This is a genomic window from Bacillus sp. SH7-1 (genome assembly GCF_008042405.1).
GTDB classification, from domain to species: Bacteria; Bacillota; Bacilli; order Bacillales; family Bacillaceae_G; genus Bacillus_A; species Bacillus_A thuringiensis_N.
The window spans coordinates 1-23,706 of the sequence record NZ_QNUD01000030.1 but is presented as its reverse complement, the minus strand read 5'-3'; the positions used below and the strand labels follow the sequence as shown (position 1 = coordinate 23,706).

The following is a 23,706-nucleotide window of genomic DNA, read 5'->3' as shown; positions in this document are numbered from 1 at the left end:
CAGTTAAAGCCGGATAAACAAAAATAATGATAATGTCTTTAAACACTCAGTACAAAGCCCTTGCAATCGCAAACTGTAACATTTAAGATTACGTTTATAAGGAGTGATACAAACTTGAATAGTGAATTTATGATTGCAGTGCATTGTTTAGTTTATCTGAATCATGTACCTGGAAATATGGCGAATAGTGAACAATTAGCTGATAACATTTGTGCTAATGCAGCACGAATTCGTAAAGTCATGCGAATGTTAAAAAAGAATGATTTAATTTCTACGAAAGAAGGACTAAACGGTGGTTATATTTTTAAGCATGATCCTAAAGATGTAACACTCGGGGACATTTACGAACTCACTTCTACTAGTTCTTTATCCTCTAATTGGAGATCTGGTAATGTAGATAAAGATTGTACAATTTCTTCAGGAATAGGCCATGTAATGACTGACATATTTATCGAAGGCGATAAACATTATAAATTATTTTTAGATCAACTAAATATACAAGATGTTATAAATAAATTATTTAAATAGATGCTTTCATTTTGGTATAAATACTTTTACAAATTATACCAAAATGAAAGTATGTTATAAATGTAACGAGTTTTGGAACAAATAATAATATGTGTGCTTTTTTAACTTTCTTCAACAATCGGGCCATATTATTGAAAAATATTTTTAACGAAAGGCTCCAAAACGACGCTTGGCGACGTTCCACTACACTTGTTAGGTGTTTTTAATAAATCTAAAAGGCTATACATAAAAAAATTCTTTTTTTCTTCCCTTTTATCATGAGTTACATGAATAAAGGAAAGTCCTATTTTGAAACACAATCGCTGCAAATGTTCACTTAAAAACATTTTTTGCCACATGAAGAAATTCCTTAACTGCAGGAGAAGCATTTGCAATAGAATGACAGGCAAGTGCTACTTCACGGCTGTTTTCAATATTTAGTTTGCTGATTTTTATGTTTTGCTGTGTCTTTAAATATAATTCTGGACCTATCGTAACGCCAAGTCCTTCCTGTACCATATTAGCGATGGTTGTACAGTCGTGTACTTCAAAAAGAATAGATGGTTTAATTTGCGCTTCTGCAAATAATTCCTCAACATGTGATTGGTACATCCCTGTTGGCATAATAAAGGATTCATCCATTAAATCATTCATTTCTACTGTTTCTTTAAAATGGAATTGATGATCAGGGTGATAAGCGACTACCATCTTGTCTTTAATCAAAGGAACTAAATCGAAATTTGGGTTTGATTTTCCTTTTACTACAAATCCAATGTCAATAATGCTTGAACCCAACCATTCCGTAATCTCTTCATAGGTTCCTTCGTAAAATTTAAATTCTATTTTAGGATGTTTTTTTCGGAATTTTGTAAGTAACTTAGGCAATAAGCAAGAAGAAGCACTTGCAAAAGTGCCGATACGAATAATACCTGTTTCCAAGCTTGTCATAAGCGCAATTTCTTGATTAATGACTTCCAGTCTTTTCAATATTTCTCTAATATGCGGCAGAATTTTTTGCCCTATTTCTGTAAGTGTTATTCCTTTTTTTCGATCACGAATTAATAAAGAAACCCCCCATTCAGATTCTAAACTCGCAACTGCATGACTCACGGCTGATTGAGTCATATTTAATATTTCAGCAGTTTCTGTAAAACTTCCTAGCTCGACTACTTTTGCAATGATTTCGTAGCGCACAATAGTCATGAGTAATTACTCATCTCCTTTATTAAAAACATCAATTTCACTTATGTTAACATAGGACTTAAAATAAAAACAGTAGTTCAAATATAAGGAGATGTATAAATTGAAAAATAATATAAATCAACTAATCGTCATACTTTTAGCTTTAGGAGCTTTTGTAACAGGAACAGCAGAGTTTGTTGTTTCTGGAATTTTAGAACTGATTTCTTTTGAATTAGATGTTTCAATATCAATAGCTGGTCAGTTGATTACGGTTTATTCTTTATCTTATGCCATTGGAGCTTTGATCTTTGTCATGCTAACGTCTAAATTGAACCGTAAAAAAGTGCTTTTATATGCTATCTCTATATTTATTCTAGGAAATCTAGTTGCATTTTTCAGCTATAATTTTGTCCTTCTTATGTTATCCAGAGTCATTATGGCGATGAGTGGAGGGCTATACATTGTTGTTGCCACCAATTATGCTGCGCAAATTGCAGTTCCAGAAAAAAGAGGTAGTGCTATGGCAACAGTCATTACAGGTTTCACTGTTTCATTAGTACTTGGAGTGCCTATCGGAACATTTTTAGCTGGACATTTTGATTGGCACTATATTTTCTTAATCATTGCGTTTGGCACAGTTTTTTTAATGATAGGACTTTACAAATTATTACCAGATACAAAAGGAAATCAACCGATGCCATTTACACAACAGCTACAAACTATGAAAGATAAACGAATCCTTACGGGTTTAATGACAACGATCTTTTGGATTTTAGGCTATACGATGGTATTTGCCTACATTGCTCCATTATTAAGTCATACTGCTGGCTTTTCTATTAAAATGACAAGTATCGCTTTATTTGTTTTAGGCACTTTTGCTTTTATTGGTTCACGCTTTGGAGGATATGCGGTAGACAGATGGGGACCTAATAGAACAATATCATTAAGTTTATGTGTTCATATCATCTCTTTATTTGTACTAGCATTTACACAGTATAGGGCAGTTGGTGTATTTGTCACACTAGCTTTTTGGGGAGTAGCAACTTGGACAACGACACCAGCAAAGCAGTTTTATCTGATTTCACTAAAACCACAATCCTCTGAAACAGTACTCAGTTTTAATACCGCCTTAATGAATGTGGGAATGATGCTTGGCTCTGCATTAGGAGGAATCATTATTCAATATACTAATATAGAAAATTTAAGCTGGATTGGTGGATTATTCGTTATACTTGCACTTATTTTTATCAGATATTCTTTCTACCTAAATAAAAAAGTTATGAAGCACCATCGACTTTAATGAATTAAAAAGTAATTTCTAAACTCAACTGCCTTGCTATTCAGTTGGGTTTTTATTTTTTTAATACTCTCCGATATTTAGCATTTTATAAAAAATCTTGTTGGAGGTTATGAAAGGGGAAATCATAACCCACATTTGCAGTTGTGAAGGGAGAGGAAATGCATGTTAGAACGATCGTACCGAATGGCAAGTTCGCTGTGCATTTAACGCCTTTTGTAAACGAGTATTGAAGAAGAGAACAAGGAACTTTCATTAGAGTATGACTAATGAGTATAGGATTTGATAAATATCTTAGTTATTCCATTAAAGGGGCTTTTTTATGTTTACTTATAGTGCAAAATAGCGCTTAAAATAAGCACAAATTACCTCCTAAAGTAACAGTCTAACAATTTATATCAAAAAGAAAATTTACGTCATTTATCGAAATTATCTACACTAGCACCCGAACAAGCTCAAGCATTTCAAAAGTTTAGTAGACAAGTTATGACTGAAGGTGCTTTATCGAAGAAAGAAAAAGAAATCATTGCCGTTGCAGTAGCACATGCAACAGAATGTCCATATTGTATTGATGCACATACAGTAAGTGCAAAACGTGCTGGTGCATCCCTTGAAGAATTAACAGAAGCCATCTTTGTAGTCGCTTCTGTTGAAGCTGGTGGCGCAATCACACATAGTACACATATGCAAAATGCATTAGACCCCAGTGCCGACGATGTACTATATCGCCGATCAAATTTACAAAAGTTATCAAATTTAAAACAATTTGCGCCTGAAGGCTTCTCAGCATTTATGGAGTTTAACATGGTAGCAACGAAAGAAGGAACTCTAAGCAAAGAACTAAAAGAATTAATTGCTATCGCTATCGGACATACGACAGAATGCCCATATTGTATCGACGTGCATACAAAATCTGCAGCAAAAGCCGGAGCAACAAAAGAAGAAATTGCAGAAGCTATTTTAGTTGCAGCTGCTTTACGAGCAGGTGGTGCCTACGCTCATATGGCTAACATGATTGAAAGCTATCAACAATAGAAGACTTTGAAAAAGTATCCTCATACAACGGATGCTTTTTCTTTTATCCCGCTATTTGCCCTCATAATCCACATCACGTAACTATAGGTTCAAGCTTTTTTTCAAAAGAATGAATCAAGTCCCTCACTGCATATATTGAACTATACCTTTTCTTAAGGAGGCTCCCTTAATGCGTACTCCTTTATCCTTTGATAAAGATACTGCCATACTGTTAGCTTCTTGTTGTGAGTTAACATATGAACAATATAAACAAAATGGAATTTTTGAAATACCAGATGGTTTTCAATATGTACAAGGCTTTCAAGGAAAAACAATTCAAACGACAGATTGGTTTGGATTCATACTAGAATCTGAGGATACAATTATTATAGCTTTTCGGGGTACACAAACAGATACAGACTGGATTATCGATTCACTCGTCAACCAAAAGCCATATCCATATGCTTTAAACAGCGGAAATGTCCATAATGGGTTTCTTTCTATTTATGAATCTTGCCGAGATTCTATTATGGATATGCTCGTATCATTACCGGCCCATAAGAAACTTCTTGCAACAGGTCATAGCTTAGGCGGCGCGCTCGCTACACTACATATACTCGATGCGCGTATTAACACCGCCTTCGCACAGTATGGTCTGTATACATTTGCCTCTCCAAAAGTGGGCGATATTGCATTTCGTAATTATTATAAACTACAAGTAGCTAGTAGCTTTCGCTTTGTTAATTTATTTGATGTCGTTCCTCTTCTCCCTCCGCGCAATGTCCATTTTAATGAACAAGACTGGGAATATGCACACGTTCATCACAACATGACTTTTACGAAAAACACAAAGTCTATTACAAATAATCATTCCATTACAACATACAAAACATGTCTGACTTCTCATTTTTAACCAGTAAAGAATTGGAAATTAAATATCCTTATACTATAATAATATATGAATTTACTTTTGGATGAGGGGACCTTACATGCTAAAATTTATCTTTGCACTTTTTCTCATTGTAATTTTTTCGTTTACAGGTTTCTTTACATTTTCATACTTTGCGACAGGAGAATATGATGGAACAGGTATCATATATACCACCATCCCATTTCTTTCTTAAGCAAAAAAAGAAAACCGAGCTTAATCTTATTAAGCTCGGTTTTTCAAGTCGTTATATTCCTCTTTTAAAAGTGAATACTTTAGCATCCATATACGTATTATCCATTTTCACATTTTGTCTCAATGTACCTTCAAAAGGGACCTTCACTTAATACTGTTTAACCGTGTTACCAATACCCCAAATCTCATTACTATACTGTAAAATCGTTCGATCGCTCGCAAAATGACCAGATTGTGCAATATTTAAAATCGACATTTCTAGCCACTTCGTTCGGTTTTCATAAGCCCTACCAACAGCTTCTTGCCTTTCCGCATATGGACCAAAATCTCGCAGAACGAAGTATTCATCATTTTGAATAACGAGAGAATCGTAAATTGCTTCAAATTCAGCTCCCGACTGTGCAAAGAAACCATTCGTTAACTGATCTACTACCTTTTTAATGTGCCCATTGTGGTGATAATAATCACTTGCACGATATCCACCATTTTGATAGTAATGAAGAACCTCTTCGGCCGTTAAACCGAAAATGAAACAGTTATCATCACCGACCCTATCTTTTATTTCAATATTCGCTCCGTCCAACGTGCCGAGTGTAATCGCACCATTCATCATAAATTTCATATTACCTGTTCCTGAAGCTTCTTTACTCGCAGTGGAAATTTGTTCACTTACATCCGCCGCCGGGAATATATCTTCCGCTAGAGACACTCGGTAGTTTTCTAGAAAGATAACTTTCATATATTGACTTACGTACGGATCATTATTTACTTTCCTTGCAAGTTCATTGATTAATTTAATAATTTTTTTCGCATAGTAATAGCCAGGTGATGCTTTCGCTCCAAAGATAAAAGTACGCGGATAAAATGTAAAACTAGCATCCTCTTTCAAACGATTATACAAATATAAAATATGAAGAACATTTAATAATTGTCGCTTGTAAGCATGTAGTCTTTTCACTTGCACATCAAAAATAGAATTTGGATCAATTGTAATCCCCATTGTATGATGAATACGCTCCGCTAAAATCTCTTTACGCTCTTGTTTTACCTCTGCAAATTTCTCTTGGAAACTCGCATCGTATTGAACTAATTGTAGCTCTTGAAGCTTAATCGGCTCTTTCTTCCACTCTGTTCCAATCGCCTCTGAAATAAGGTTCGTCAGCTGTGGATTCGCCTTCATTAACCAGCGTCTATGAGCGATTCCATTCGTTTTATTATTAAACTTATCTGGATAAAACTCATAAAACAATCGCATTTCACGTTGCTTTAAAATTTCCGTATGAATTTTTGCTACACCGTTTACGCTATGGCTGCCGACAATTGCTAAATGAGCCATTTTCACAAGATCATGCGCAATAATCGCCATCTCTTCAATACGATGCCATTCATACGGATAATGTTCCCAAAGTTCATGACAGAAACGTTCATTAATCTCTTCAATAATCATATAAATTCTCGGTAATAACGGTTTAAAAATGTGAATTGGCCACTTCTCAAGCGCTTCTGATAACGTCGTATGATTCGTATAAGAAATCGTTTGCGTCGTTATATGCCAAGCTTCTTCCCATGCTAGTTTTTCTTCATCTAATAAAATACGCATCAGTTCTGGAATCGCCAAAACTGGATGTGTATCATTAATATGAATCGCAATTTTCTCATGTAATTGACGAAGGTCACCATATCTTTCTCTATGCATACGAACGATATTTTGCAAACTTGCTGATACGAGGAAATACTGTTGTTTCAAACGCAGTATTTTCCCCTCATCATGCGTATCATCTGGATATAAAAACTCCGATACCGCTTCTGTTTCACGCTTATATTTCAAAATATCTTTGCAATTTTGCGGGAAAGGAACTGGTTCCGCATTCCAAAGTCTAAGTGTATTTACAGTACTCGTCTCATAACCTACTACTGGAACGTCATACGGTACTGCCATAATCACTTCTGCATTCGTATGCCTGAACTCTAAACGTCCATCAATATAGAGCGGTTCAACATTGCCGAAATAACTTACTTCTACAGCTTGATCATGCCTTCTTACTTCCCATACGTTTTCATGAAGAAGCCACTGTTCTGGAAACTCAACTTGATAACCATCCACAATTTTTTGATCAAATAAGCCATGTTTGTAACGAATTCCACAGCCATGACCTGGTAAGTCTAAAGATGCAAGTGAATCAAGGAAACAGGCTGCTAATCGTCCAAGTCCACCATTCCCAAGACCTGCATCTGCTTCCACCTCTTCTAACTGTTGCAAAGAAATCCCAAGCTCAGAAAGTCCTTGCTCACATACATCCCTAATACCTAAATTTAATATGTTACTTCCAAGCAAACGCCCAAGTAAAAACTCAATGGATAAGTAATACATTTGCTTTCGCTCTCCAGACCGATAACTTTCGTTCGTTGCAATCCATTGACTATTCATATACTCACGTACCATGTACCCAAGCGTATTGTATTGATCACGAGTTGTAGAGTCTTTGAAACTTTTACCATACATCGTCTCTAACTTTTCTAGAAAAGCTGATTTGAAACTTTCAACATGAGTAAACATTTCTTCACCACCTACACGTTATTCCATGAGACTTTTATACAATTTCTTATAGGCAAGAGCTGATTTCTCCCAGCTATAATCTTCAGTCATCGCTTGCTTTACAAGCTGCTCCCATACCGGTTTATCGTGGTAAAATTCAATCGCCCGGCGAACCGTGTGCAACATGTCATGTGCATTAAAGTTCGTGAAACTAAAACCATTTCCTTCTCCGGTTTCTTCATCATAAGATTGTACAGTATCATTTAATCCGCCTGTTTCCCTTACAATTGGAATTGTACCGTACGCTAATGCGATAAGTTGTCCAAGACCACAAGGCTCAAACAGTGATGGCATTAAGAATAAGTCACTTCCCGCATATACTTGATGAGCTAATTCCTCATTAAAGCCGATATACACTTTTACCTTCTCAGGATACTCGTATGCCATCCACTCAAAGAATTGCTCATATTCAGAATCACCTGATCCTAAAATAATACATTGTACATCTTCCTCCATTATTTCGCGGAATACAGTACGTACTAAATCAAGACCTTTTTGCTTCGTTAATCTCGTTACCATTGAAATAATCGGTGTATCTTCTTTTTCTGGCAAACCAAAATAACGCTGCAATGCGCGTTTATTTTCATTCTTGTCATATAATGACTCCGCATCATACTGAGCAGTAATATACGAATCCGTTTCTGGATTATATACGCTCGTATCAATTCCATTTACAATGCCGCTAAGCTTATCATTATATTTTCGTAACAACCCATCTAACTTCTCACCGAAAAACTCATATTGAATTTCTTCTTTGTATGTCGGGCTAACCGCTGTAATTTGATCAGAAGCGATAATGCCACCCTTCATAAAGTTCACATTTCCATAAAACTCTAACTGCTCACTATGAAAATATTCATCACCAAGTTCTAACAAGTCGTACATCACTTCAGGAGGAAATACACCTTGGAACTGCAAGTTATGAATCGTATACACCGTTTTAATATGCTCATATAATGGATTATCTTGATACTTTTCACGCAGTAAGAAATTCACCATAGCTGTATGCCAATCGTGGCTATGAAGCACATCCACTTCAAAATCAAGATGCGGAATACACTCTAAAACTGCTTTTGAAAAATAAGAAAAACGCTCTCCATCATCATAATGACCATATAGAGAATCCCTCTTAAAATAATATTCATTATCTATTAAGTAATACGTAATCCCGTCTTGCTCACCTTTTAAAATTCCACAATATTGATTTCTCCAGCCAAGCTGGACGTTAATTACTTTATGTAGCGTACATCCATCCCTTAATTTTTGCGGAATAAGACTATAATTTGGGAGTATAATGCGAACTTCCACACCTAATTTTTTCAGCTCTTTTGGGAGCGCACCTGCTACATCAGCTAATCCTCCCGATTTAACAAATGGTACACATTCTGATACTGCAAATAAAATATTCACTTGTTGTCCCACTGCACGAAAAGCTTATACTACTTCTCTTGCAGCTTCCTCCCTTCGAGTTTTCATTTGAATTAAAACTTTAATCAGTGGAGGAAAACCCCCACTGATTTCTTAAGAATAACTATTAATCGTACTGTTTTGAACGCTTCCTTTTTCTACAACATACGGCTCATCGGCGTTTCCTTTTAAGACAACACCGTCACCAATTTTCACATCTTTATCAATAATAACACCGTCTATTATACAGTTATCTCCAATTTGGCTCTTTTGCATAATAATGCTATTACGAACAATTGAACCTTTCCCAATTTTAACAGAACGGGAGACAACACTATTTTCTACTTCACCTTCAATAATACTGCCGTTTGCAATCATTGTATTTTTCACAGCTGCACCCTTTAAGTAACGAGTTGGCGGCTCATCTTTTACTTTCGTAAAGATTGGTGCTTCTTTCTTAAATAGTTGCTTCCAAATAGCAGGCTGCAATATTTCTAAGCTATGTTTATAGTAACTTTCAATTGAATCAATAATAGCTACATATCCAGTATGTTCATACGTAGCAATATGCAGTGATTTTCCGCGCTTTTCTCTCACTACATCAAATAAACTGTATTGCTCCACATCTTTATATGCTTCAAATAAATCTAACAATAATTGCTTCTTTAACACGTATGTTTGCAGCGAAACCCCTTCATGACAAACTTCCGTAATGTCAGCTGCCGTATGTATATGTCGCTCTAACACCGCTTGAAAATTTAATGCTGTTACGAGATGGCTATTCGTAATAACGACATACTCTTCTCTGGCTCTTAGAAAATAATCAATATGTCTTCTAAAATGTGCAAAAGATCCAAATTCGTCTTGATCACATTGGCAATTTGGCGGGAATAAAAACAGTCCGTCTCGTTTTCTATCTAAATCCCACTGTTTGCCTGAACCAACGTGGTCCATTAGTGAACGGTTTTTATGGCTTGTAAAAACTGCCACACTATGAATATTAGAATTCACCATATTTGAAAGCATGAAATCAATGAGTCGATAACGGCCCCCAAATGGTAACGCCGCTAGTGAACGATGCCCTGTTACTTTCTTTAAGGAAGGAAAGCTTCCCGTTGCATTAATAATTCCCAACATTTTTTCTCCCATTCATTTCATCCCCCTTCTCTATTTCCCTTCAGCAATGAGTACTACATCGTCAACATTCTTTTCTGGACGAATGATTGTTCCATCTTCAATAACCATTTCCGATCCAACAATTGCTCTTTCAATCACAACATTTTTACCAATCTTCGCTCCTGGCATAACGACAGAATCAATAACCATACTACCTTCTTCCACCGTCACCCCTTGGAATAAGACAGAATGCTTCACGTCCCCTTCAATGACGCATCCTTCATTAATAAGTGACTCTTCTACTTTTGCCTTTTCAGCAATATATTGAGGCGGTTCGTTTGGATTCACAGAATAAATACGCCAATTACGATCGTTTAAGTTCAGCGATGTTTCATCGCGAAGTAAATCCATATTCGCTTCCCATAAACTCTTCACCGTTCCAACATCTTTCCAATATCCTTCAAACGGATACGCCATTAGCTTCTTCCCTTCATCTAATAAAAGCGGAAGTACATCTTTTCCGAAATCATTACTAGATTCAGGATTTCTTGCATCCATCTCTAAATACTCTTTCAAAATAGCCCAATTAAAAATATAGATTCCCATTGATGCAAGATTACTTCTTGGAAATTGCGGTTTCTCTTCAAATTCAACAATCTCCATCTCTTCGTTCGTATTCATAATGCCAAAGCGACTCGCTTCATCCCAAGGCACTTCAATAACAGAAATCGAAACGTCCGCTTCTTTCTCAATATGATAATCTAGCATTTTACTGTAATCCATTTTATAAATATGATCGCCTGATAAAATAAGGACATACTCTGGTTCGTACTGACTTAAATAGTTTAAGTTTTGATAGATGGCACTTGCCGTACCTGTGTACCACTTCACACCTGAAGACTCCGCATAAGGAGGTAATACTGTGACTCCACCGCTTACTCGGTCTAAATCCCACGCATTGCCGATTCCGATATAATTATGAAGTTCAAGTGGTTGATATTGCGTTAAAATCCCAACCGTTTCAATACCAGAATTCGCGCAGTTACTTAGCGTAAAATCAATAATGCGATATTTGCCACCAAATGGAACAGCTGGCTTGGCTAAATTTTTTGTTAATGCACTTAAACGACTACCTTTTCCCCCTGCTAGTAACATTGCTACGCACTTTTGTTTTTGAGCCATCTTGTTTTTTGCTCCCCTTTCTCGTCTTCACTGGTCGTAATATGGATACGCCAAATGGTGGAATTGTAATTTCTACATGTGCCGCTTGATTATGATACGGTTCTTGAATCGCCTTAAGACGCTTCTTATTCACTTGCCCTGATCCGCCATATTGCTCAGCATCACTATTTAAAATCTCGTTATAATACTCGAAATCTGGTACACCTACTTTATAGTTTTCATATGTAGCTTTCGTAAAATTACATACGACAACTAACGCATCTTCTTGTTTATCCCCTTGGCGGATAAAAGAGAAAATACTTTGCTCATTATTATTAGCATCAATCCACTGAAATCCTTCAGGCGAATGATCAAGCTGCCAAAGTGGTTTAGAGCGCTTATACAATGCTATGAGCTCTTTAAAGTAATCATGCATATAACGATGCATTTCAAAATCATGTAAATTCCAATCTAAATCTCCAAGGTCTTTCCACTCATCAAACTGCCCAAATTCTCCTCCCATGAAAAGTAATTTCTTTCCTGGGTGAGTAAAGAAATATCCATATAACAAACGAAGTTGAGCAAACTTATCCCAGTAATCTCCTGGCATTTTATTTAATAACGACTTTTTCCCATGAACGACTTCATCATGAGAAAGCGGTAATATAAAGTTTTCAGAGTAAGCATATAGTATAGAAAACGTCATTTTCTCATGAATATACTTCCTGTACTCAGGCGCACACTCCATATACTTCAGCACATCATTCATCCAGCCCATATTCCATTTGTAATTGAACCCAAGCCCACCTTCATACGTTGGGGCTGTTACAAGTGGCCAAGCTGTTGAATCTTCTGCTGTCATAAGAAAATCTTCATCTTCTGCAAACACCGCTTCATTTAACTCTCGTAAAAATGCAACAGCGTGCTCATTACTTTGCTCTTGCCCTTCTTTATTCCAATACAACATATTCGCAACTGCATCCACCCTGAAACCGTCAATATGGAAATATCTCATCCAAAATAACGCATTTGAAATTAAGAAATTACGTACTTCCCTCTTTCCTAAATCAAAATTAACAGTTCCCCATACTGGATTTTCTTGCACATCTTTATCTTTATATTCATAAGTCGGTGTCCCATCAAACAAATATAAACCGTGAGCATCTTTACAAAAATGCCCCGGCACCCAATCTAAAATGACACCGATTCCATATTTATGACATTCATCGACAAAATGCATCAAATCATGTGGCGTGCCGAATCTACTCGTTGCTGCATAATATCCCGTCCCTTGGTATCCCCAAGAACGATCATATGGATGCTCAACAAGCGGCATAATTTCAATATGTGTAAATTGATGTTCCACCACATAAGGAATGAGTTCTTCTGCCATTTCCCTGTAAGAATACAGTGTTCCGTCTTCTTTCTTTTTCCAAGAACCGAAATGTAATTCATAAACTGTCATCGCTTCTTTATAAATCGATTTTTTCTTTTTCTTACGGCTCCAGTTTTTATCATTCCATTCATATCCTTTTATATCAAAAACTACAGATGCCGTATTCGGTCTTACTTCTGCATATACAGCATACGGATCTGCCTTAAAAATGACATCACCAGCTATCGTTTCAATCGCATATTTATATATTTCTCTTTCTTCAATATGCGGTATAAATAGGGACCAAATTCCCTCTTCTGTCATTTGTAGCATCTTATGTTGCTCATAATCCCATTCATTAAAATCTCCAACAACACTCATTGCTTTCGCATGAGGAGCCCATACTGTAAATCGTACACCTCGCATCTCATCTTCCGTCACAACATGTGCGCCAAAGATGTTATAACTGTCATAGTACTTTTCTGTATGAAACTCATCTCGTTTCACTTCTTCACAATTTATTACACTCAATATGTTCACCTCACTAAGATGACAGAATTTTTTATACTTTACCAATTCTGCGAAAAACTGAAATATCCTTGTTAATTTATAAAAAATATACGTTTTTTTCTTAAAAATGTTTAATTTTTTTCACATTTCTATATAAAATATCGAATTTTGACGAATATTCATTGAAAACGCTTCATTTCCTACTACCCTTTTATCCTATTATTTATTTCTCAACCCCTATTTTATTAGATTCATACTGTTTTTCACGCTATTTTTCACTTAAATTCGTAGTAATATAATCTGTCATAAAAAAATGTTTCTCAACATTTTTTGTCACAATTTTATTGAAATGGAAAATTCATAAGCATATACTTGTTCTCAATAAAGAACGACGACTTTTCGTAACTACAATTCATAGCGGACTACTATGTTTACTTATTTATCCTTGTTACGAACGGTCGTCATAAAAATTTAATTAGGGGGCTTTCTTATGTCATTAAAACAAAAGGTTGGAATGGGAGTTGTCACAGCTTCACTTGGCTTATCCCTTACATTCGGCGGTGTATTCGCCTATTTCAGTGATTCTGAAACATCGAATAATTCATTTCAAGCGGGAACACTAGACCTTTCTATTAATCCAAGTGTAATCGTTGATGTGAAAGATTTAAAGCCTGGTGATTTTATTGAAAAAAATTTCAAGCTTGAAAATAAAGGGTCATTGGATATTGCAAAAGTAGCACTTGAAACATCCTATGAAGTTACAGATGCAAAGAAAAATAATGATGATGAAGATTTAGGCGATCACATCATCGTTACATTTTTAGTGAATGATGGAAAGCCATCTAATCCAAACGATGATCATGAGATTTTGTGGGAAACAAAACTATCAGAATTAAAAACTATGAAACCCGAAGATGTAGCTACTTCTCTAGAACGTCATAACTTAATAGACGGCATCCCATCCGGTGAAACAGATTCCTTACACGTTCTCTTCTCCTTTGAAGACAACGACCAAGATCAAAATAAATTCCAGGGTGATTCCTTACAGTTAAACTGGACATTCCATGCAGAGCAAACACCAGGCACAGAGAAATAATTTTTAAAATATAAATTATCGGAGGCTTATACATGAAAAAGAAAAATCGTTTTGTTACCGGAATTGTAACGGCTGGCGTTCTGTTTTCAACTGCCTTTCCGTTCAATGTACTTGCTGAAAATCCTATTAACCAAATTGACTCTTCAAACGCCCAGTCTTTACTATCAAAACTTTCTAAAGAACAGCGTCAGGCATTACAAACGTTAGATGCCAATCCTGGTTTTACTATTTCGCCAGATATTAATACGAGTAGTTCCGAACCAGTAAATATCATTGTAGAATTTCAAACTGCGCCAGTAAAGATTAATGAATTAAAACAAAAAGAAAAAGGGTTACAGGCTGCTCCTGAAAATATAAAAGCACGTATTGATCAAGAACATGAGGAATTCCAAAAAGGACTAAAACGTCTTTATCAATTCAGCCCATCAGTAAAGTCAGGGAATTTCCAGTCTGTACAAATTAAACGTTCTTATAAACATGCTATAAATGGGGTTGCGCTAACATTACCTGCAAATACAGTTGAAGAATTGTTACGAATTGGGGTTGTAAAACGTATTTGGAAAGATTACGAAGTGAAATTAAATTTACCAAAACAAGCAGAGCAGAAAGCACCTCAAAAACTAACAGATAGTATTCCGCAAATTGGAGTAGATAAGTTACATAGCGAGGGCATTACCGGAAAAGGAATTAAAGTTGGGGTATTAGATACAGGTATTGATTACAATCATCCAGACTTAAAAGACGTGTATAAAGGATATCGTGCAAAACCGGATGAAGATTCTAGTAAGATAGACCCAAACTCCGTAAAAGGTTGGGACTTTATTAGTAACGATGCTGATCCGATGGAAACAACCTATACAGAGTGGCAACAATCTGGTGCTCCTGAATTTGATGATCGTGGTTCTTCCTTCTACACAGCCCACGGTACTCACGTAGCAGGTATCGTTTCTGCTCAAAAGAAAAACACATCAGATTCCGCAGTAAAAGGTGTTGCACCTGACATTGAACTGTATAACTATCGTGTACTCGGTCCATACGGAAGCGGAGATAGTTCTGGTATTATTGCTGCAATCGATAAATCTATTTCTGACGGTATGAACGTTATTAACTTATCGTTAGGTGATGATAGCAACAATCCGCTTGACCCAACGTCTATCGCTGTCAATAACGCGATGCTTTCCGGTGTTGTTACAGTCGTTGCTGCTGGGAACTCTGGTCCAAATCCAGCGACACTCGGATCACCAGGTGCTTCTCCATTTGCGATTACGGTCGGGGCAAGTGACAGTTCTATTTCCTTACCAAAACTATCAGGTCGTGCTGGACAGGTACAATTCCCTAACTTAATTTTATTTGGCAAAAACTTCACTGATAAAATAGAAGATTTCAAAGGACAATCTTTACCTATTGAATCTGTAGGAATCGGTACGCCTGACGAATTTAGTAAAAAAGATGTAAAAGGAAAAATCGCTCTCGTTGCACGTGGCACACTCTCATTTGATGAAAAAATCGCAAATGCGAAACAAGCTGGTGCAAAAGCCGTTATTATTTATAACAATGTGGACGGAGAAATTCCTTTCTACGTTGGCGAAAGTACAAAATACATTCCAGCATTCCGCCTAACGAAAGAAGACGGTGAAAAACTAAAAGCTCAAATCGAACAAGGTAATACATCCTTTACCTTTGACGAACTTAGTTATATTCAAACAGAAGGCGATCATCTTGCAGACTTTAGCTCACGCGGCCCTGTTACATCAAATGATGATATTAAACCAGATATTACAGCGCCTGGTGTTGCTGTACTTTCAACAGTGCCTGAATATATTAACGATCCACAAGAAGGCGAAAACTATGACGTTTCCTATGAGCGTATGCAAGGAACATCTATGGCTTCTCCTCATATCGCGGGCGTTGCTGCTCTTATTTTACAAGAACACCCAGAATACTCTCCATTCGATGTAAAGGCGTCTCTTATGAACACAGCTGATGATTTAAAAGAAAAGTATTCTGTATATGAAGTTGGAGCTGGACGAGTAGATGCGTACAACGCCGTTCATACGGAAACAAGTTTTAAAGTGCTAGATACAACAAAAACAGTTGTAAATGATGAAGTAATTGAAGTACCAGAAGAAACCGGATCCATTGCATTCGGGAAGTTTTATCAAAAAGACGGTGAAGCACTTGAACAAAAACGAAGTATAAAAGTGAAAAATCATAATAAACAAGAGAAAAAAGAATTCAAAACAGAAATTTCTTACACACCAGCATCTTCTGCTATTAACGATGCTACCGCAAACGGTGTAAAAGTTTCTGTTCCAGAGACAATTACTCTTGATGCTGGCAAAACAGATGAAATTGAAGCAAAAATTAATGTTCCAGCCGGTGTAAAACAAGGCCGATATGAAGGATATATTCATATTACAAATACGAAAAATAAAGAAGAAACGTATCAAATTCCGTTCTCTATTCGTGTATCAGAGCCTGGTATTGAAAATGCGATATTATCAAGAAAAGCAATTTCAACTGATACATCGAAATTTAATCCATACGGTGAATCATATGTTCACGGGGCATTCCAATTAAATAGCGAACTTGAAACGTTAGATCTTATCGTGAAAGATTCCAAAACAAATAAGGCTCTTGGCTTCATTGGAACGTTAAACACGAGTGGACTAAAAACGGATGTATATTACTACTTAGATTCATTCTTTAACGGCAGAGTGTATCCTTTCACAAATGATCCTGCGAAACCAATTGGTGATGAGAAAATCAACTTACCAGAAGGAGACTACACAATTGAGTTTGTTGGCTATGATAAAGCCGGGAAAGCACGTGTGAAAGGTGATTATGTCGTAATTGATAATACACCACCTGAAGTGAAATTAACTGGATTAAAACCTGGTATTTATGAATTAAATGAAGAGAATTATACAGTGGAAGATGGCAAAAAGGCACTATGGATTAAAGGAAATGTGTACGATTCAAACGTTGACTACTTAAAAGGAAAAGGATTAAACATTACGCAAGAAGCGAATGGCGTTATGTATTATGACTATTCTCCATACTTGCATAAGTTTTTACCTATTAATGCAAATGGTGACTTTAAAGTTGGCATTACTCCTGAATCCTTTAAAGTGGAAGGTCCAATGAACACAGGCGTATATATTTTCGATTATGCAACTGCAGGTCCTGACTATCCAAATGGTGTAAATAACTATTGGTTTATCCCACAAGGAGCTCAATATGCGAAAACTAGTTATGATAAAAAAGAAGTATACAAAAATGATGAACTTACTGTAACCCTAAATGCGAAACACGTAAAACAATTTGTTGCTGGGGAATTTAACGTAAAGTTCCTAGAGAAGAACTTCAAATTTGCAAATGCGAAATTTAATCCTGCTTTTGAAAAACTCCTTGCTGAAAAAGGGGTAACAGCAAAAGTAAATGAACCGAAACTAGAGGCAGGCTCTGTTACAGTTGGCGGTGCTATCGATGACAAAAACTTCGCTGGATTAGATGGTGATTTCCCATTCATTGATGTAACGTTCAAATTAGAAAATGATGAGTTTTATGAGGCAAATGCTCAATTAGAGTCACCAGTGTTTGTATACTGGAAGCCAGGAGAAACAGAGCCAAATAGAATGCGTGTCCTTCAAGATCAATCATTCTCAGTAATGTCCTTAAATTCACTAGTAGAAGGAAATATTAAACCTGGTGCATTCTTAAATGAACGTGGATATTTAGATGAAAAGTTCGATTATACAAAGCTTGGTGTAAAAGTATATGCGACTGATTCTTACCGTCATAAGTTTGAAGGCTCACTAGATAAATACGGATACTTCAAATTAAATGGCCTTCCTGTTAATAAACGCGACTACAACTTATATGTAGAAGTGCCAGGGCATTTAACAAGCCAACTAACAACAAAATTAGGTACTGAAAAAGATGGTAAGCTGCTTGGCCAATATTATTATGCACGCCTTGATGAAAACCTTGCAGGTGATGTAAATGGTGATAAAGTAATTGATATAAAAGATGCTGAAATTATCGCTAGCAACTATGGTAAAAAAGGACTATCTGTGAAAGACGGAGACCTTAACAAAGATGGTATTGTCGACGAAAAAGATATTCGCTTCGTTGAAAAGAACTTCTTGAAAAAAGGACCAGATGCTTCTAAATCACAAACACCTGTGGAAAAATCAAAAAGCGGTACACTGGTAGATATTTTAAAGAAATTAGGATTAACACCTAAAAAATAATAAAGAGCACTCTACGTAAAGTAGAGTGCTCTTTTCTATAAACGACCCTAATCCAGCAAAAGGGGTATATTGGGGATATACAAGGGAAACCGGAAAAGGAATTTATATTAAATTATATAAATTCAGAGGTAGAAAGCAGTGTCCCGCCCCTGAATGATTTATCAATTACTATAGTACTGGTGCCATTGTTTCTTTTAATACTTTTACAGAATGAGCGAATTTCGCTTTTTCATCTTCATTTAACTCAAGTTCTACAATTTCACGTACGCCTTCGCGGTTAATAACAGCTGGGACACCCACGAAAGCATCTTTCTCACCGTATTGTCCTTCAAGGTATGCAGATACAGTTAATACGCTGTTCTCGTTGCTTAAGATTGCTTTAGTTACACGAAGTAGTGACATACCGATTCCGTAGTAAGTTGCACCTTTACGCTCGATGATATGGTAAGCTGCATCACGTACGTTTTCGAAAATTTTATCTAAGTCTTCTTGTTTGTACTGTTCGTTGTTAGCTAAGATTGTTTCTAGTTTTTGTACACCGATAGTAGCGTGGCTCCATACTGGAAGTTCAGTGTCACCGTGTTCACCAACGATGTAAGCATGAACGTTACGTGGATCTACATCTAAGTAGTCACCTAACATGTAACGGAAACGAGCAGAGTCTAAAGTAGTACCAGAACCGATTACGCGCTCTTTTGGTAGACCAGATTCTTTCCAAGTTACGTAAGTTAAAATATCAACTGGGTTAGTTGCGATTAAGAAGATTCCATCGAATCCGCTATCCATAATACCGCGAACGATTTGTTTGAAGATTTTTGTATTTTTCTCAACTAAGTCTAAACGAGTTTCACCTGGCTTTTGTGGTAATCCAGCAGTGATAACTACTAAGTCTGCATCTTTACAATCTGCATAGCTACCGCTCCAAACTTTTGTTGGTGATGGAGAGAATGGTACCGCATGGCTTAAGTCCATTGCTTCCCCTTCTGCTTTTGCTTCATTAACATCTACTAATACGAATTCTTCAGCTACACCTTGGTTGATCATTGAGTAAGCGTAACTACAACCTACAGCTCCTGTTCCTACTAATACTACACGATTGATACCTTTTTTCATGGTAATTTCCCCTCTCTATTGTTCACATCTATTTTTTATGATTGTTTAAGTAATTAATTAAAATACTAATTTAATGTTGTTTAACTTCTTTACACTCATATTGTAGCACGTATCATTGTGAATTACTTCACAAATTATGACCTATTTGTGAACTTTTTCACATAAAGTGTAAAGTTATTGGAATAGGTGTGGAATCCATTTCAATGGAGGCGTTTTCTTTAGATTGTGAAAGGGGATTTTCTTATGTTTTTTGTCGGTAAGTGAAATTAGATCAGCGATTTTTAGAATATATCGACCGTAACTCCAAATATATCAGCGATTTTTTAAATATATCGACCGTAACTCAAATTATATCAGCGATTTTTGCAACATATCGACTTACCGACAAAACTCGACAATGATAACAGTATAAAAAACGCCATCCTTTCTGTATATTTCTACAAAAAGAATAGCGTTTTTGGATTATATGGATACAAATTTATCTTAGCTGAATAGCGATATTTTTTTCATACACGTCAAATTAACATACCATCACTTATTAACAGTCAATAGACATGGAAACCTAGCAAAGCTCTTCAATTATTGTAGCAACACAGTCGTTTTCAAATCTTCAGCACCTCCATTTTTTAATGTAGCATTTAGACCACTAAGATACGTAGGTTCAATTGTTAAGGATTTTGGAGGATTATCCATTGGTGGAAGAGCTAAAACAATATGGTGTCCGTATAGTCCCGTGCTACCAACTTGTAAGCTGACTCCTTCGTAGATTTTTCCTTTATCATCAGTGACAGTATAATCAAGTGCTGGCCAGCTATCATTAACTTCCATTTCATTTGGATAATCAAAGGTCAAATCAATCCTCGTTGAAAGTGAAGAAAAGGCTACTTGATCTACTGTTAATGCATACAGATTATCTTTCGTTAATGTTTTTATATTAGGAGTAAATTTACGAATCTCACCTTCAACTTTTGTAAGAGGAAATGCTACGTTCCATGTACCTGTTTTTCCAAATAAATCTTCTCCATGGACTGAAACATCAATTTTATCACCAAATTCACCGTAATTAGCCAGAGTGAATTCATGCCGCTCGATAATGGTGTTTCGTCCTTTTGACTTCTGTGAAGTAGAACCAATTGCAGCTCTAACTTCTTTCCCATTAATGGTTACATAACTAAATCCAGCTTTCTCTTCATTGCTATTGGAAATAGTATTTTCTCCTTTGTATTCCACCGTGATCACTAAACGTCCGCCATCGTAAACAGCTTCTTTCACATTCATCGTTAAACCACTATGGTTATCTTGTCTTTCAATGGATGTAGCAAGCTCATCCTTTTCAATTTTATCAGAAGCAATATCATTAAATTGTGCATAAATGGGGCCTATAACTGGAACACTCGATAATGTCTTTGCCATAGCAGGAGAAATGAATCCAAAACCTAAAAGAGAAACACATATTCCACAAGCAACAAGACTAGAATACTTGATTGTTTTTTTCCTACGATATTGATTTTTCTTAGCTTGAAGCATGGCTGTTTTTTCTCTTTGAATTAACCGGTCTTCTGGTATAGGAATATCATTGATATGGTGATTAAATTCATCTTTATTCATAACTATATCCCTCCTTTAAAATGGGGCGTAAGGCTTGCTTTGCTCGATGTAATTGAGATTTTATCGTTCCTTCTGGAGAATTAAGAACCTCAGCAATTTCCTTAATAGATAAATCGTGATAATACCTTAATAAAATAATAGTTTTGTAAGTAGGATCTAAGAAATTAAATGCCTCGGTTAAATCCAATGATTGTTCTAATGTATTCATGCTCTCTTCTGTACATAAATTAGCAAATATTTTATCATTCGCAACAAATTGTCTAGAGGATTTTCTTACAAAATCAATGGATTTAAAAACAAGAATTTTGATAATCCAACTTTGAAATTTCTCCGGCTTTTTTAATTTTTTCAGTGAAAGATATGCTTCATAAATTGTTTCTTGGTATATATCCAGTGCATCTTGTTCATTTCTTACATAAGAATAGGCTGTTCGATATAATTTTGGGCGAACAAAAGTAATGAGTTGTTCAAATGCATGATCATTTCCTCTTATTGCTTGTTTTACTAAATAGGCTATGTCCATTTTTATTTCTTCCTCCCTTTACTAATATAGTCGAATGAGAGAATAAAAAGGTTGCAAAAATAAGTGCATATACATCAATCTTCTACAATTTATTGCAATGATTAATACCCAGCATTAAAGAAAAGACACCAGAAATCCATAAAAAAAGCAGACTATTCAAAGTCCACTTTTACACAACAAAAAAGAGATAGCAGATTATGCTATCTCTTTTAGTATGACCCGTACGGGATTCGAACCCGTGTTACCGCCGTGAAAGGGCGGTGTCTTAACCACTTGACCAACGGGCCAATTACTGGCAGAGAAGAAGGGATTCGAACCCTCGCACCGCGTTAGCGATCTACTCCCTTAGCAGGGGAGCCCCTTGAGCCACTTGGGTACTTCTCTATAAATATGGCTCCGCAGGTAGGACTCGAACCTACGACCGATCGGTTAACAGCCGATAGCTCTACCACTGAGCTACTGCGGAACAATTATGGTGGGCCTAAATGGACTCGAACCATCGACCTCACGCTTATCAGGCGTGCGCTCTAACCAGCTGAGCTATAGGCCCATAATTGAAAAGCGGGTGAAGAGAATCGAACTCTCGACCAGAGCTTGGAAGGCTCTTGTTTTACCACTAAACTACACCCGCATTAAATTGTAAATGGTGAGCCATGAAGGACTCGAACCTTCGACCCTCTGATTAAAAGTCAGATGCTCTACCAACTGAGCTAATGGCTCATTTTGAAAGTGGTGCCGACTAGAGGACTTGAACCCCCAACCTACTGATTACAAGTCAGTTGCTCTACCAATTGAGCTAAGTCGGCTTGCGACTTCAAAATGGTGGCTCGGGACGGAATCGAACCGCCGACACGAGGATTTTCAGTCCTCTGCTCTACCGACTGAGCTACCGAGCCTTTATGTAAAATGGCGGTCCCGACCGGGGTCGAACCGGCGATCTCCTGCGTGACAGGCAGGCATGTTAACCACTACACCACGGGACCATTTGGTTGCGGGGACAGGATTTGAACCTGCGACCTTCGGGTTATGAGCCCGACGAGCTACCGTGCTGCTCCACCCCGCGATGATAAAATATTTACTTTAGAAAAAAATGGAGGAGGTAGAGGGATTCGAACCCCCGCGCGACTCTCGCCGCCTGTCGGTTTTCAAGACCGATCCCTTCAGCCGAACTTGGGTATACCTCCGAGATGTAAACGTCTAATGGTGGACCTTGTAGGACTCGAACCTACGACCGGACGGTTATGAGCCGTCTGCTCTAACCAGCTGAGCTAAAGGTCCTTTATGGTAGCGGCGGAGGGGATCGAACCCCCGACCTCACGGGTATGAACCGTACGCTCTAGCCAGCTGAGCTACACCGCCATAAATGATATTAAAATAAGTGGAGCCTAGCGGGATCGAACCGCTGACCTCCTGCGTGCAAGGCAGGCGCTCTCCCAGCTGAGCTAAGGCCCCATGTTTTTGGGAATATCGGGAAGACAGGATTTGAACCTGCGACCCCCTGGTCCCAAACCAGGTGCTCTACCAAGCTGAGCCACTTCCCGTTAATAAAAGCGCGCCCGAGAGGAGTCGAACCCCTAACCTCTTGATCCGTAGTCAAACGCTCTATCCAATTGAGCTACGGGCGCATATGGTGCCGAGGGCGGGGGTCGAACCCGCACGGTGGTCACCCACCGCAGGATTTTAAGTCCTGTGCGTCTGCCTGTTCCGCCACCCCGGCATGTCATATTGAAAATTGGAGCGGAAGACGGGATTCGAACCCGCGACCCCAACCTTGGCAAGGTTGTATTCTACCACTGAACTACTTCCGCAAGACATGTTTGAG

The 23,706-nt window shown here is 37.2% G+C and carries 16 protein-coding genes, 18 tRNA genes and 1 pseudogene; 8 read left to right on the top strand and 27 right to left on the bottom strand.

All coding sequences use genetic code 11. The annotated features are described in order from the left end of the window. The first annotated feature begins 114 nt into the window (after nucleotides 1-114). On the top strand, nucleotides 115-528 hold the full coding sequence (locus DN390_RS21935; protein WP_255444117.1) for an RrF2 family transcriptional regulator: 414 nt from the start codon (nucleotides 115-117) through the stop codon (nucleotides 526-528). Between the two features lie 312 nt (nucleotides 529-840). On the opposite strand, the gene DN390_RS21930 is transcribed toward DN390_RS21935, so the two are convergent. Beyond that, nucleotides 841-1,710 (bottom strand): LysR family transcriptional regulator, encoded by an 870-nt coding sequence (locus tag DN390_RS21930; protein WP_098711007.1) that lies wholly within the window; start codon nucleotides 1,708-1,710, stop codon nucleotides 841-843. 91 nt (nucleotides 1,711-1,801) lie between these two features. Between DN390_RS21930 and DN390_RS21925 the strand changes: the two genes are divergently transcribed. The 5 genes and pseudogenes from DN390_RS21925 to DN390_RS31300 all read left to right on the top strand — a co-directional run bounded on the left by DN390_RS21925 (nucleotide 1,802) and on the right by DN390_RS31300 (nucleotide 5,124). After that, nucleotides 1,802-2,989: an MFS transporter gene (locus DN390_RS21925; RefSeq protein WP_147808424.1), complete on the top strand. Its 1,188-nt coding sequence runs from the start codon at nucleotides 1,802-1,804 to the stop codon at nucleotides 2,987-2,989. Nucleotides 2,990-3,442: 453 nt separating this feature from the next. Next, a pseudogene (locus tag DN390_RS31310) lies at nucleotides 3,443-3,652 on the top strand (carboxymuconolactone decarboxylase family protein); the annotation flags it as partial. Nucleotides 3,653-3,670: 18 nt separating this feature from the next. Next, a complete protein-coding gene (locus tag DN390_RS31305; RefSeq protein WP_255444128.1) occupies nucleotides 3,671-4,021 on the top strand; it encodes a carboxymuconolactone decarboxylase family protein in 351 nt (116 codons plus the stop codon). Nucleotides 4,022-4,190: 169 nt separating this feature from the next. Beyond that, nucleotides 4,191-4,913 carry a lipase family protein gene (locus tag DN390_RS21915; protein ID WP_060632704.1) on the top strand — a complete coding sequence of 241 codons (723 nt, stop codon included), beginning with the start codon at nucleotides 4,191-4,193 and terminating at the stop codon, nucleotides 4,911-4,913. Between the two features lie 76 nt (nucleotides 4,914-4,989). Next, a complete protein-coding gene (locus tag DN390_RS31300; protein WP_060632705.1) occupies nucleotides 4,990-5,124 on the top strand; it encodes a hypothetical protein in 135 nt (44 codons plus the stop codon). Nucleotides 5,125-5,271: 147 nt separating this feature from the next. On the opposite strand, the gene glgP is transcribed toward DN390_RS31300, so the two are convergent. From glgP to glgB, 5 genes are all read right to left on the bottom strand, one after another. Further along, nucleotides 5,272-7,680 (bottom strand): glycogen phosphorylase, encoded by a 2,409-nt coding sequence (gene glgP, locus DN390_RS21905; RefSeq protein ID WP_060632706.1) that lies wholly within the window; start codon nucleotides 7,678-7,680, stop codon nucleotides 5,272-5,274. Between the two features lie 18 nt (nucleotides 7,681-7,698). Next, nucleotides 7,699-9,129 carry a glycogen synthase GlgA gene (gene glgA / locus DN390_RS21900; protein WP_098198932.1) on the bottom strand — a complete coding sequence of 477 codons (1,431 nt, stop codon included), beginning with the start codon at nucleotides 9,127-9,129 and terminating at the stop codon, nucleotides 7,699-7,701. Between the two features lie 111 nt (nucleotides 9,130-9,240). Further along, nucleotides 9,241-10,275, bottom strand: coding sequence for a glucose-1-phosphate adenylyltransferase subunit GlgD (glgD, locus tag DN390_RS21895; protein WP_060632707.1), 1,035 nt, complete (start codon nucleotides 10,273-10,275; stop codon nucleotides 9,241-9,243). Nucleotides 10,276-10,293: 18 nt separating this feature from the next. Further along, nucleotides 10,294-11,424 carry a glucose-1-phosphate adenylyltransferase gene (glgC, locus tag DN390_RS21890; protein ID WP_000057613.1) on the bottom strand — a complete coding sequence of 377 codons (1,131 nt, stop codon included), beginning with the start codon at nucleotides 11,422-11,424 and terminating at the stop codon, nucleotides 10,294-10,296. Further along, the gene (glgB, locus tag DN390_RS21885) at nucleotides 11,372-13,309 is read right to left on the bottom strand and encodes a 1,4-alpha-glucan branching protein GlgB (RefSeq protein ID WP_147808423.1); all 1,938 of its coding nucleotides are present in this window, start codon (nucleotides 13,307-13,309) and stop codon (nucleotides 11,372-11,374) included. Before glgB ends, glgC begins: the two co-directional genes overlap by 53 nt. Before the next feature lie 469 nt (nucleotides 13,310-13,778). Between glgB and DN390_RS21880 the strand changes: the two genes are divergently transcribed. Both DN390_RS21880 and DN390_RS21875 read left to right on the top strand, forming a co-directional pair. Then, entirely contained in the window at nucleotides 13,779-14,384 is a 606-nt protein-coding gene (locus DN390_RS21880) for a CalY family protein (RefSeq protein WP_147808422.1), read from the top strand. A 32-nt stretch (nucleotides 14,385-14,416) separates the two neighbouring features. Continuing rightward, nucleotides 14,417-18,640: a S8 family serine peptidase gene (locus DN390_RS21875; protein WP_147808421.1), complete on the top strand. Its 4,224-nt coding sequence runs from the start codon at nucleotides 14,417-14,419 to the stop codon at nucleotides 18,638-18,640. Between the two features lie 168 nt (nucleotides 18,641-18,808). Here DN390_RS21875 and DN390_RS21870 read toward each other — a convergent pair whose 3' ends face one another. The 21 genes from DN390_RS21870 to DN390_RS21770 all read right to left on the bottom strand — a co-directional run bounded on the left by DN390_RS21870 (nucleotide 18,809) and on the right by DN390_RS21770 (nucleotide 23,692). Beyond that, nucleotides 18,809-19,753, bottom strand: a complete 945-nt coding sequence (locus tag DN390_RS21870) for an L-lactate dehydrogenase (RefSeq protein WP_000715344.1) — start codon at nucleotides 19,751-19,753, stop codon at nucleotides 18,809-18,811. Nucleotides 19,754-20,332: 579 nt separating this feature from the next. Next, nucleotides 20,333-21,361 (bottom strand): DUF4179 domain-containing protein, encoded by a 1,029-nt coding sequence (locus DN390_RS21865; RefSeq protein WP_098289042.1) that lies wholly within the window; start codon nucleotides 21,359-21,361, stop codon nucleotides 20,333-20,335. Continuing rightward, nucleotides 21,354-21,884, bottom strand: a complete 531-nt coding sequence (locus tag DN390_RS21860; protein WP_147808420.1) for a sigma-70 family RNA polymerase sigma factor — start codon at nucleotides 21,882-21,884, stop codon at nucleotides 21,354-21,356. Before DN390_RS21860 ends, DN390_RS21865 begins: the two co-directional genes overlap by 8 nt. A gap of 215 nt (nucleotides 21,885-22,099) precedes the next feature. Next, nucleotides 22,100-22,171 (bottom strand) — tRNA-Glu (locus DN390_RS21855). Between the two features lie 6 nt (nucleotides 22,172-22,177). After that, nucleotides 22,178-22,268 (bottom strand) — tRNA-Ser (locus tag DN390_RS21850). 7 nt (nucleotides 22,269-22,275) lie between these two features. Further along, nucleotides 22,276-22,350 (bottom strand) — tRNA-Asn (locus DN390_RS21845). A gap of 7 nt (nucleotides 22,351-22,357) precedes the next feature. After that, nucleotides 22,358-22,434 (bottom strand) — tRNA-Ile (locus DN390_RS21840). A 10-nt stretch (nucleotides 22,435-22,444) separates the two neighbouring features. Continuing rightward, nucleotides 22,445-22,515: transfer RNA gene (locus DN390_RS21835), tRNA-Gly, on the bottom strand. Between the two features lie 13 nt (nucleotides 22,516-22,528). After that, nucleotides 22,529-22,604 (bottom strand) — tRNA-Lys (locus DN390_RS21830). A 10-nt stretch (nucleotides 22,605-22,614) separates the two neighbouring features. Then, a tRNA-Thr gene (locus DN390_RS21825) sits at nucleotides 22,615-22,690 on the bottom strand. A 14-nt stretch (nucleotides 22,691-22,704) separates the two neighbouring features. Continuing rightward, nucleotides 22,705-22,780 (bottom strand) — tRNA-Phe (locus tag DN390_RS21820). Between the two features lie 11 nt (nucleotides 22,781-22,791). Then, nucleotides 22,792-22,867 (bottom strand) — tRNA-Asp (locus DN390_RS21815). Between the two features lie 3 nt (nucleotides 22,868-22,870). Further along, nucleotides 22,871-22,947 (bottom strand) — tRNA-Met (locus tag DN390_RS21810). Between the two features lie 28 nt (nucleotides 22,948-22,975). Next, nucleotides 22,976-23,068 (bottom strand) — tRNA-Ser (locus tag DN390_RS21805). A gap of 17 nt (nucleotides 23,069-23,085) precedes the next feature. After that, nucleotides 23,086-23,162 (bottom strand) — tRNA-Ile (locus tag DN390_RS21800). A 4-nt stretch (nucleotides 23,163-23,166) separates the two neighbouring features. After that, nucleotides 23,167-23,243, bottom strand: a tRNA-Met gene (locus DN390_RS21795). 20 nt (nucleotides 23,244-23,263) lie between these two features. Then, nucleotides 23,264-23,336 (bottom strand) — tRNA-Ala (locus DN390_RS21790). A 15-nt stretch (nucleotides 23,337-23,351) separates the two neighbouring features. Beyond that, nucleotides 23,352-23,425: transfer RNA gene (locus DN390_RS21785), tRNA-Pro, on the bottom strand. 10 nt (nucleotides 23,426-23,435) lie between these two features. Further along, a tRNA-Arg gene (locus tag DN390_RS21780) sits at nucleotides 23,436-23,509 on the bottom strand. 3 nt (nucleotides 23,510-23,512) lie between these two features. Then, nucleotides 23,513-23,601, bottom strand: a tRNA-Leu gene (locus DN390_RS21775). Nucleotides 23,602-23,617: 16 nt separating this feature from the next. Next, nucleotides 23,618-23,692: transfer RNA gene (locus DN390_RS21770), tRNA-Gly, on the bottom strand. Between the last annotated feature and the right edge of the window lie 14 nt (nucleotides 23,693-23,706).

Bases quoted from the DNA above. Each gene is read 5' to 3' on its own strand.
- DN390_RS21930 (WP_098711007.1), bottom strand. From the start codon at position 1,710: ATGACTATTGTGCGCTACGAAATCATTGCAAAAGTAGTCGAGCTAGGA.
- DN390_RS21925 (WP_147808424.1), top strand. From the start codon at position 1,802: ATGTATAAATTGAAAAATAATATAAATCAACTAATCGTCATACTTTTA.
- DN390_RS31305 (WP_255444128.1), top strand. From the start codon at position 3,671: ATGCAAAATGCATTAGACCCCAGTGCCGACGATGTACTATATCGCCGA.
- DN390_RS21915 (WP_060632704.1), top strand. From the start codon at position 4,191: ATGCGTACTCCTTTATCCTTTGATAAAGATACTGCCATACTGTTAGCT.
- DN390_RS31300 (WP_060632705.1), top strand. From the start codon at position 4,990: ATGCTAAAATTTATCTTTGCACTTTTTCTCATTGTAATTTTTTCGTTT.
- glgP (WP_060632706.1), bottom strand. From the start codon at position 7,680: ATGTTTACTCATGTTGAAAGTTTCAAATCAGCTTTTCTAGAAAAGTTA.
- glgD (WP_060632707.1), bottom strand. From the start codon at position 10,275: ATGGGAGAAAAAATGTTGGGAATTATTAATGCAACGGGAAGCTTTCCT.
- glgC (WP_000057613.1), bottom strand. From the start codon at position 11,424: ATGGCTCAAAAACAAAAGTGCGTAGCAATGTTACTAGCAGGGGGAAAA.
- DN390_RS21880 (WP_147808422.1), top strand. From the start codon at position 13,779: ATGTCATTAAAACAAAAGGTTGGAATGGGAGTTGTCACAGCTTCACTT.
- DN390_RS21875 (WP_147808421.1), top strand. From the start codon at position 14,417: ATGAAAAAGAAAAATCGTTTTGTTACCGGAATTGTAACGGCTGGCGTT.
- DN390_RS21870 (WP_000715344.1), bottom strand. From the start codon at position 19,753: ATGAAAAAAGGTATCAATCGTGTAGTATTAGTAGGAACAGGAGCTGTA.
- DN390_RS21865 (WP_098289042.1), bottom strand. From the start codon at position 21,361: ATGAATAAAGATGAATTTAATCACCATATCAATGATATTCCTATACCA.
- DN390_RS21860 (WP_147808420.1), bottom strand. From the start codon at position 21,884: ATGGACATAGCCTATTTAGTAAAACAAGCAATAAGAGGAAATGATCAT.